The sequence below is a fragment of the Vibrio sp. 1F279 genome (assembly GCF_041439815.1).
Taxonomy (GTDB): Bacteria; Pseudomonadota; Gammaproteobacteria; order Enterobacterales; family Vibrionaceae; genus Vibrio; species Vibrio tasmaniensis_A.
Window position 1 is genome coordinate 1 of the sequence record NZ_JBGOOU010000069.1, and the last position, 8,673, is coordinate 8,673.

Annotated in this window: 8 protein-coding genes and 1 pseudogene; 8 read left to right on the forward strand and 1 reads right to left on the reverse strand. The window is 43.0% G+C overall.

Annotation, left to right across the window (positions count from 1 at the left end):
- From ACED60_RS24685 to ACED60_RS24715, 7 genes are all read left to right on the forward strand, one after another.
- Positions 1–830 (forward strand): IS110 family transposase (locus tag ACED60_RS24685; protein ID WP_371728659.1); only part of this gene is annotated, 830 nt, incomplete at its 5' end.
- 889 nt (positions 831–1,719) lie between these two features.
- Positions 1,720–2,493, forward strand: coding sequence for an arginase family protein (locus tag ACED60_RS24690; RefSeq protein ID WP_371728660.1), 774 nt, complete (start codon positions 1,720–1,722; stop codon positions 2,491–2,493).
- Positions 2,494–2,495: 2 nt separating this feature from the next.
- Positions 2,496–3,269: a YqcI/YcgG family protein gene (locus tag ACED60_RS24695; RefSeq protein WP_371728661.1), complete on the forward strand. Its 774-nt coding sequence runs from the start codon at positions 2,496–2,498 to the stop codon at positions 3,267–3,269.
- Positions 3,270–3,289: 20 nt separating this feature from the next.
- Positions 3,290–4,279, forward strand: a complete 990-nt coding sequence (gene cysK, locus ACED60_RS24700) for a cysteine synthase A (RefSeq protein ID WP_017100378.1) — start codon at positions 3,290–3,292, stop codon at positions 4,277–4,279.
- Between the two features lie 88 nt (positions 4,280–4,367).
- Positions 4,368–5,540: an MFS transporter gene (locus ACED60_RS24705; protein ID WP_371728662.1), complete on the forward strand. Its 1,173-nt coding sequence runs from the start codon at positions 4,368–4,370 to the stop codon at positions 5,538–5,540.
- Positions 5,541–5,549: 9 nt separating this feature from the next.
- Positions 5,550–6,290, forward strand: a complete 741-nt coding sequence (locus ACED60_RS24710; protein ID WP_017100376.1) for an SDR family NAD(P)-dependent oxidoreductase — start codon at positions 5,550–5,552, stop codon at positions 6,288–6,290.
- A 16-nt stretch (positions 6,291–6,306) separates the two neighbouring features.
- Complete coding sequence (locus tag ACED60_RS24715; RefSeq protein ID WP_017100375.1) at positions 6,307–7,239, forward strand: RimK family alpha-L-glutamate ligase; 933 nt, start codon at positions 6,307–6,309, stop codon at positions 7,237–7,239.
- A gap of 9 nt (positions 7,240–7,248) precedes the next feature.
- On the opposite strand, the pseudogene ACED60_RS24720 reads toward ACED60_RS24715, so the two are convergent.
- Positions 7,249–7,427, reverse strand: a pseudogene (locus tag ACED60_RS24720) (IS256 family transposase); the annotation flags it as partial.
- 235 nt (positions 7,428–7,662) lie between these two features.
- Between ACED60_RS24720 and ACED60_RS24725 the strand changes: the two are divergent.
- Entirely contained in the window at positions 7,663–8,556 is an 894-nt protein-coding gene (locus ACED60_RS24725) for a dihydrodipicolinate synthase family protein (RefSeq protein WP_017100374.1), read from the forward strand.
- Positions 8,557–8,673: the final 117 nt, after the last annotated feature.

Genomic DNA, 8,673 nt, shown 5'->3' on the forward strand with positions numbered 1-8,673 from the left:
CTCGTTTAATCTCATCGAGATTAGTTGCTGTGGTCAGACAAAATCAGAAAACTGACAAAAATGATGCTTTGGCGATAGTACAAGCATCACTGTTACCTGATGTGAACTTTATTCAAGGTAAAACAGCCGAACAGCAGCAACTACAATCGATTGTCCGCTTACGAGAACTAAGCATAAGACAAAAAACCGCTTCTAAAAACCAATTGATTGCTTTGTTATCTGAATTAAATATTCAAGTCTCCAACAGAAATGGGGGGTTAAGAGCAACAATTGATGAAACCCTAGAAGACCCAGATAATGGTTTTTCACCTTCGTTTCGTCAGGCAATATCTACTGCCTGGGATCAATATTTATCGCTGGTTGAAGCGATTGATATTTACGACAACTGCCTTGAAGAATCTTTGAATTATCATCCTGAATGTAAGAAGTTACTTAAAATTGAGGGCATCGGTATCCTTAATGCTGTTAACTTATATATCGCGCTCGGGTGTGCTGACATTGGAGCTTTTAGTAAAGGGAAAGCAGCCGCAGCCTGCATAGGGCTCACACCAATACAACATTCAAGTGGGGGGAGAGCTAAAATCGGTTCGATAGGAAGAGGTTTTAAAAATACTCTGTTTCGAAGCCAATTGATTACTGGTGCGATGTCGATCGTAAGCAAGGTTGCCAATCGCCCACCGAAAACAAAAAAAGAAGAGTGGCTAAAAAATTTAATTGAACGTAGAGGTAAGAAGTGTGCTGCGGTAGCGTTGGCAAATAAAAATGTCAGAACAGCATTTGCTATTTTAACTCAAGGTACGGAATATAAAGCTGAACCGTTAGTATCTTAGTAAATTGTCTTAACAGTAAAATGCATAAATTGGATGAAAATCAGTTAGTCAAAGCAGCGGGCATCTGAGAGTCTTGAACTCGTAGCTTAGATTTGCTACTAACTCGCGTAAATATCGTAGAGCCTGAGTTAGCTACTCTTGTTGAGCTCGTACATAAGTGCGCATTTATTTCTGATTTACTGACGATTACTGTTGACAATGGGGAGTCCACATAAGAGGCCCACAATGGTGCGGAGAGTGCAATGACCACGAAAGAGTAATGTCCAATCTCTTCCCGACTCTCGTTGCCTTTTGGCTACAGCGTATTAACCACTTCCGCTGCTTCATCATATAACGCGCCTTAAATGGATTCATTATATTCATCATATTGCCCCCCCTAGCACTCACCCAACTTGTGGTTGTCAGGAGGAACGTCCTCTAACGATTCTTCCAGCTCAGTCAACAACCAAGCTTCGTTACATTGTCAGAGCCGCTTCTTTATTCAGGCTCCTAGGGACATCTGGTAGTACAGATGGTTCACCCTTCGTGGTGAACAACGTTTCATACGACTTCAGATCGCACGGACATTTCTGAGTTACACGTTTTATTAAATTAATATTTCATGAATTATTTAAGGTCTTGTAAAACCTCTAGCCTAGTGGCCAAATTTACTCACCTACAACACGTTAAAACGAGAATACGGAAAGTCAATAAAAACCCTTATAATATATGGGATTTTATTAATTCAATTAATATTGAAAGTTATTTTGATAATAAATAATCATTATTATTTTTTTATATTTATCTAGCTGAGCTATAAAAAGACTTCATTTTTAATATATGGACGTCTTTCTAAATGCCTTTTCAAATACTCTGCTCTCAAGGACGTGTCGCGGACAGAGCAGATCGTATGCTCGAGGGCGCAAAGCTCACAGCAAATAAACTTGCTCTATATTATGACATTACACCTAACTACGTAGGGCAACGATCGCCTACGAAATCGGATGATTGGAGTGTTGCACTCCAGGAATCTCGAAAGACCCTCGCTCTGTTGCAGACAAAAATCTCCCATTTACTAGCCACTGGCGATAGCCCTGTCCTATTTGCATCAAATACCTGCTCAGCGAGCTTAGCGACACTGCCCGTTGTTGCATCGACTTTTCCTGACATAAAGGTCCTATGGATCGATGCACACAGTGACTTTAATACCCCTGAAACGACAGAAACCGGTTATCTCGGCGGGATGGTATTGGCTGCTACATGCGGCCTGTGGGAGAGCGGTTTTGGCGCGGGAGTTAAACCTAATAATGTTGCTTTAATTGGCGTACATGACATCGATGAAAAAGAACTTAACAACGTTAATAATGCAGGTCTCATGCACTTTCCCCCTTCAACTCTGACGCCAGAGTCAGTCATCAAATTCATTGGTGATTCCAAAGTCTGGGTTCATGTGGATTGGGACGTTATGGACCCGGGGCAGATTTCCGCTGACTTCAAAGTCGAGGGAGGCTTGAAAGTCGCCCAATTATTGGATCTATTCGAGTCACTTCCTAACAACCAAATTATGGGCTTAGAACTTGCTGAGTTCTGTGCAGATAGCCACTCGTCAGTAGCCAATACAGAAGGACTAGATCTCATCATTCAAGCCGTGGATGCGCTATTCAAAAAAAATAAGAGTTTATAGTCATGGAAATCATCAAAACTAACCCTGCGGCTCTTGCGCCTAATGAGCAACATAAAACCTTGTATACACATGCAGAACTGTTGCAAGAACTGAATCAGTTTTCAAACTGGAAGAAGGAAGCGTGGGAAGAATTCAGTAAGAGAGTCAGCGCCCCTGAGTTCCCTTGCCTGTTTAGCCGCAGAGCGTGGAACTCTAAGACTATCCAAGTGCTGTTTTGTGAGTCGGATGAACACAACACTTACTACCCGTTTTTGCATGGACTGATTGCTTATACGGACATGTTGAATTCCACTCCAGTTAATAAGCGTATGTTCTCGCCATTAGTGGTGTTTTTTTCTCCGGACCTTTCACTTTCAATGGCACCGCACAAGCTTGGTTGGGAAGTCTTAAATTGGACGCATGAGCACGATGTCGCTCAATGGCCTAGGCATATACCTATCGACCCCGAGGCATCTAAATGGACATACTGCTTTAATGGTGTCGAACTGTTTATCAACATGAGCTCAGACAAGCATCAAGTGCTTAGAAATCGGAATCTCGGCTCACGCCTTAATTTTGTGATTAACGCAAGGGAGGTCTTTGACATAGTCGCTAATGGTGAAACGAAAGGTGGCAGGCAGGCTCGAGAGCGTATTCGAAATCGTGTCAAAAAATACAACAACGGAGTGATGCCAACTGAGTTGGGGTTTTATGGAGAAGAAGAAAACCTCGAATGGCGTCAGTATCAGTTGCAAGAAGCTAGTGTGAAACGACCAAGACTGTGTCCCTTCAAATAAAAACTAACGAGAGAACGTAGATGCCTTTATATAACTCAATAACAGAAACTGTTGGATGCACTCCAATTGTCAAACTAAACAATCTTGCTCCAAAGGGAGTCGAGGTTTATGTCAAAGTGGAGTCTTTCAACCCAGCTGGTTCAGTCAAAGATAGGCTTGCACTCTCAATCGTGTTAGACGCTGAAACAAAAGGTTTGCTCAAGAAAGACGACACAATTATTGAATGCACTTCAGGTAATGTTGGAATTGCCTTGGCCATGGTTGCCGCAGCCAGAGGATACAAATTTATCGCCGTAATGGGGGATGGATATTCGCTAGAACGCAGGAAGCTAATTCGCGCTTACGGTGGTGAAGTCATCTTGTTCCCAAGTGAACAAGGTAGTAGCGGCGGTAATCGAATTGCCGACCAGCTTGCAGCTCAGAATGGATGGTTCAGACCCCGCCAGTTCGATAATCCAGCTAACCCTGCTTATCATCGTGAAACGACAGCAAGTGAGATACTCAGTGATTTTTCTGGTAAGCGTTTGGATTACTTTGTCACAGGCTTTGGTACAAGCGGAACTCTTACGGGTATTGGACAGATGCTGAAGGTGGCACGACCGGAGGTTGAAATTGTCGTCCCAGAACCTAAAGGTGCTCAGATCCTCGCAAAGGACCAATGGAAAGTTCACCCCATCCAAGGTTGGACCCCAGATTTCATACCAAGTGTGCTGGATAAGAGTGTGGTGGATAACCTTGTCACTGTTGATGGAAATTTGGGGATCACGACGGCACGTGACTTAGCTCGTCACGAAGGCATTCTTGTTGGTATCTCTGCCGGGGCAACGGTAGCTACAGCTTTAGAAGTGGCTAAATCTGCATCTAAAGGAAGCGTGATATTGGCAATGGCACCAGATACAGGAGAAAGATATTTGTCTACTGAGTTGTTTGATCAACTTGGTAATGAAGAAACGGACCCTTTTATTACAACTTGGAGCGAAGAGTCTATAACAGCTGAATGTAATGCATAGTTCACCCTCTAAATACTGGATTTATGTTAATAGTACACGTGACATGTAAACGCTATCAACGATAATTATCAACGAAAGGAATACTCGTATGGAAAAACGAATTTCATTAAGTGTGTTGGCGTTGGTCATGTTCTGTGTGACCTACTCTGTAAACCTTCAAGCACCTCTTTACAGTGTTTATGCCGAAAACAGTAACATGGGCCCCGCGGCGGTCGCCATCGCCTTTGCTGCCTATGTATTGGGTCTATTGCCTACTCTATTAATGCTAGGGGGTATTTCAAATAAAGTAGGTAGGAAGCAACCCATATTCCTTGCACTATTGTTAAGTGCGGGGGCAACGGCATTGCTCGTCATTCAGCCAAATTGGACCTCGTTATTTGTCGCAAGACTGCTATTGGGTGTTGCTACCGCCTTAACCACAACCTCAGTCTCAGCGTATATATACGACCTTATTGATGAACGAGAACAAAAATTTGGTACGTTGCTAGTGGCCGCGTCTACGTCGTTGGGGTTTGGTAGTGGTGCACTTGCGACAAGTGTGAGCCTAAACGTAGCTGGCATGACAGTGCTGCCATACAGTTACCTCAGTCTATTTCTACTCGTTTCTTTGTTGTTGTTGTTGCTGGTTCGATTGCCGAGCAACCAAACCATAAAACCAAATCTCAAACTCATTACATTGCCTTGCTTCCCCACCAACACGTGGTCGTATGGTTTAGGCATGATGTTAGCTTGGGCTACAACGGGTATGGTCATCGCAATCGTACCAATACTTCTCAATGAGATGGGTTTAAGCGATTGGACTGGCTTAATGGTTTTCCTATCTATTTGCACTGGTTTTTTGACTCAACACATTGCTAAACGCTTGCACCCAAACTCAAGCCTAATATTGGGATGTTTCTTTACGGTATTTGGGTTTAGCCTCATAGCACTTGGCTACTATCATGAATCTATCACGATCATTCTTTTCGGAGCCAGTTGCACTAGCCTTTCAAGTTATGGTTTCACATATATGGCGGGGCTACTTAAGTTTACGAGTAACCATAACATCGACAAGGCAAGCTCTACGGCTGGCATGTACATCTATTCTTATGTCGGATTTTCGATACCTGTAATTACGTCCGGATTCATAGCGCAGCGCTTCGGTAACTGGGTGGCGATACTCAGTTTTCTAACACTTCTACTGGCTCTTTGTTTCATTATTGTCGTCGGAAAGTTGATAGAAGGGAAGAAACAAACTCACTTTATGAAAGTTAAGAGCTAGGAAGGCTGAATGTCAGACTCACAGATTTCGCTCATTACAGGAGCAAACAGAGGGATCGGTTTTGAAATTGCAGCAGAACTTGGCAAGCAAGGTCATAAGGTACTGCTTGCTGGTAGAAAAGCAGCAGCAATTAAAGAGGCTGCTGCTAACCTGAACCTCCAAGGTATCGAAGTCTATTGCTTATGTATGGACATTACCGACGACAAATCTATCAAAGAAGCCGTCCATATCGTTGAAACCTTGTTTGGTAAGGTCGATATACTTATAAACAACGCAGCAATAAGGGTTGAAGAATATGGCACACCGCCGTCTGAACAACCACTCATAAAATGGTTTGAAACGTTCAATACAAATTTGTTTGGTACGGTAAACGTAACCCGCAGCTTTTTACCTTTACTCAAGCGCTCAATGAAAGGAAAAATCCTCAATGTATCGAGCTTATTGGGATCGGTGACGTTACATAGTGACACCAAATCATACGCATACACGGATGAATTTAAATCTCTACCAGCGTACAGTGCCTCAAAAAGTGCCCTCAATTCTTGGACTGCTCACCTCGCCTATGAGCTTCGAGATACCTCGATAACGGTAAATAGCATCCATCCCGGCTATACAAAGACCGACTTAAACGATGGCGATGGGATGTTAACCCCAAAAGAAGGAGCCCTCACAGCGATAAAAGTGGCACTTGATGCTGACAGCTTAGTGAGTGGTCAGTTTATTCACATGGAATCCCTTCTTCCCTGGTAGTAAAAGGAATAGTTAAATGCTCGCAACAAAGAAAGTCGCTTTAGTCTCAGATAGTGATAGCCTAGCTGTCGACTATGATATGCCTTATATTCTGGACGCTTTTAAGCGTACTGACGTGGAAGTTGATGTGATATTTTGGGATAGCCCCAACCACGATTGGGCTATGTATGATGTGGTTGTCCTGCGCTCACCGTGGACCTATATGGAGAAAATTGAGCCATTCATTGAATTTTGCCAACAAGTTGAAAATTGTTCAGTACTGCTCAATCCTCTATCGGTGATCAGATGGAACTCAGACAAGAGTTATTTGAAACAACTCGAGAAGCAGGGTGTCCCAATTGTCCCGACAGAAATCATCTACTCAGAAACTGAGATTCAAGCAGCCGTTGCTAATCTTCAAGATAACTACTGGAAAGTTCACGAAGTCGTGATTAAACCAACAGTTGGTGCCTATTCATTCGGTGTCATTCGTCTGTCCATCGAAGATTTAGACAAAATAACTCAGCATGTGCGTTACCTATTAGGACTAGGTAAGGGCGTCATTATTCAACCATACCTACATACGATTGAAGAGCATGGTGAAACGAACATGATTTACTTTGATCATACGTACTCACATGCGATTAAGAAGGAACCTTTGCTCGCACAACGTGGTGAGACTAAAACGCCGGACATGGAATTTCGCAAGCTAAAAGAAGCGAATAGTGAAGAGAAGGCGTTGGCGAAGCGTATATTGAGGTTAGTACAAAGCAATCTTGGTCTTTCTCAACCACTTCTGTACGCGAGATTAGACTTCATTGAAGGTAAAAATGGTCGGCCGCTGCTGCTGGAACTTGAGATAACCGAACCATCACTAAGCCTACCACTTACGCCTGAATGCGTTGATATATTTGTGCAGTCGATTATTGATAAAGCCCCAAAGCCTGTATATATAAAGGATTCTTTGTAACTGCCCTGGTTACCTATAAGCAGTTAATCGGTCTTCGAACATAATTATAAAGCGGTTCAGAACTTGTCGCCATTTGCTTATATGGGCATCGTCCATTGTACGGAGACATCCTGGATCGCTAAGAAGATCGTCTTCCCTGCCACTTCATCCGTTGGGAATAGCTTACTTTTGTTGATGGCTTTCGAGATAAAAAGTGACGGATAAAAATTTAGCCTATGAAGTTTCTGGACAAAAATAAATCAGTACCTTTGCTAAATTAGAAAGTCATGAATAACTACAGGTATGGAAAGTCACTTAATTTGGTGTCCAGTCTTGGCTGTGCAGATCATTGTCTATCTTTACCATCCTGTTTAATGTATTTGCGATAGGCTCATTATGGTCGCATAACACTCGGTAAACACACATAATGAAAGGAATTTATCTATGATATTTAAAGGAATCAGTGCTTTCCCGATCACCCCGATGTCGGATGAACGAATCGACGTGACCGCTTATAGTCAGATTCTTGGCCGTTTAATTAACGCAAGGGTTGATTCTATATGTGCCTTAGGGTCAACAGGTTTATATCCGTATTTAAACGCATCAGAGAAACATAACGCGATTGCTACAGCAGTTGAAATGGCAGGAGAAATTCCTGTCTTGGCTGGCATCGGGTCGCTACGATTAAGGGATGTGCTTGCTAATGCTGAGCAAGCAGAGCAGCTCGGCGTAAAAGGTCTTTTACTCGCGCCTATTTCTTATCATCGGTTATTCGATGAAGAAGTCTATGAACTCTATCGACGTGTATCGGAGAGCGTTTCGGTACCTATCTGTGTATACGACAACCCAGCTGCTACCCATTTTACCTTTAGTCACGAACTCCATGCTGAGATTGCAAAGCTAAAAATGGTGCAGTCAATAAAGTTCCCTGGTGCGCAATTTGAAGATCAGGGTGGATGCCGAGTTCAAGCTCTCAGAAAACTACTGCCAGGCAATGTAACGATTGGAGTTAGTGGTGACGTATTCGCTTCAAATGGCATTCAAGCAGGATGTGACGTTTGGTATTCCGTCCTAGCAGGTTTGTTCCCACTCACCGCTCTATACTTATTTAAGCAAGCCAAAATTTCTTCCCCTGCGCAAGCGAAAGAACTCTCTCTAAGATATGACAGACTGTGGCAATTGTTCTCAGATAATCTCGGTGCCATGAGGGTGATGGTCAGTGCGGCAGAAATATTAGGCTATGCTGAATCCCCATGTTTACCAACCCCTTTGACAGGATTAGATAGTGAATCCAAGCTCATTCTGCAAGAAATTATCTCAGAGTTAGATCTCGCTTAACACTATATGTAGAGTGAAATTTCTTACGGGATTTTTCGACCCAAAATCAAGATGGCAAGCTTTGTCGAGTAGACGACACTTGTTACCAAGTGCCGCCCCTCTAAGAACTGTACGTGC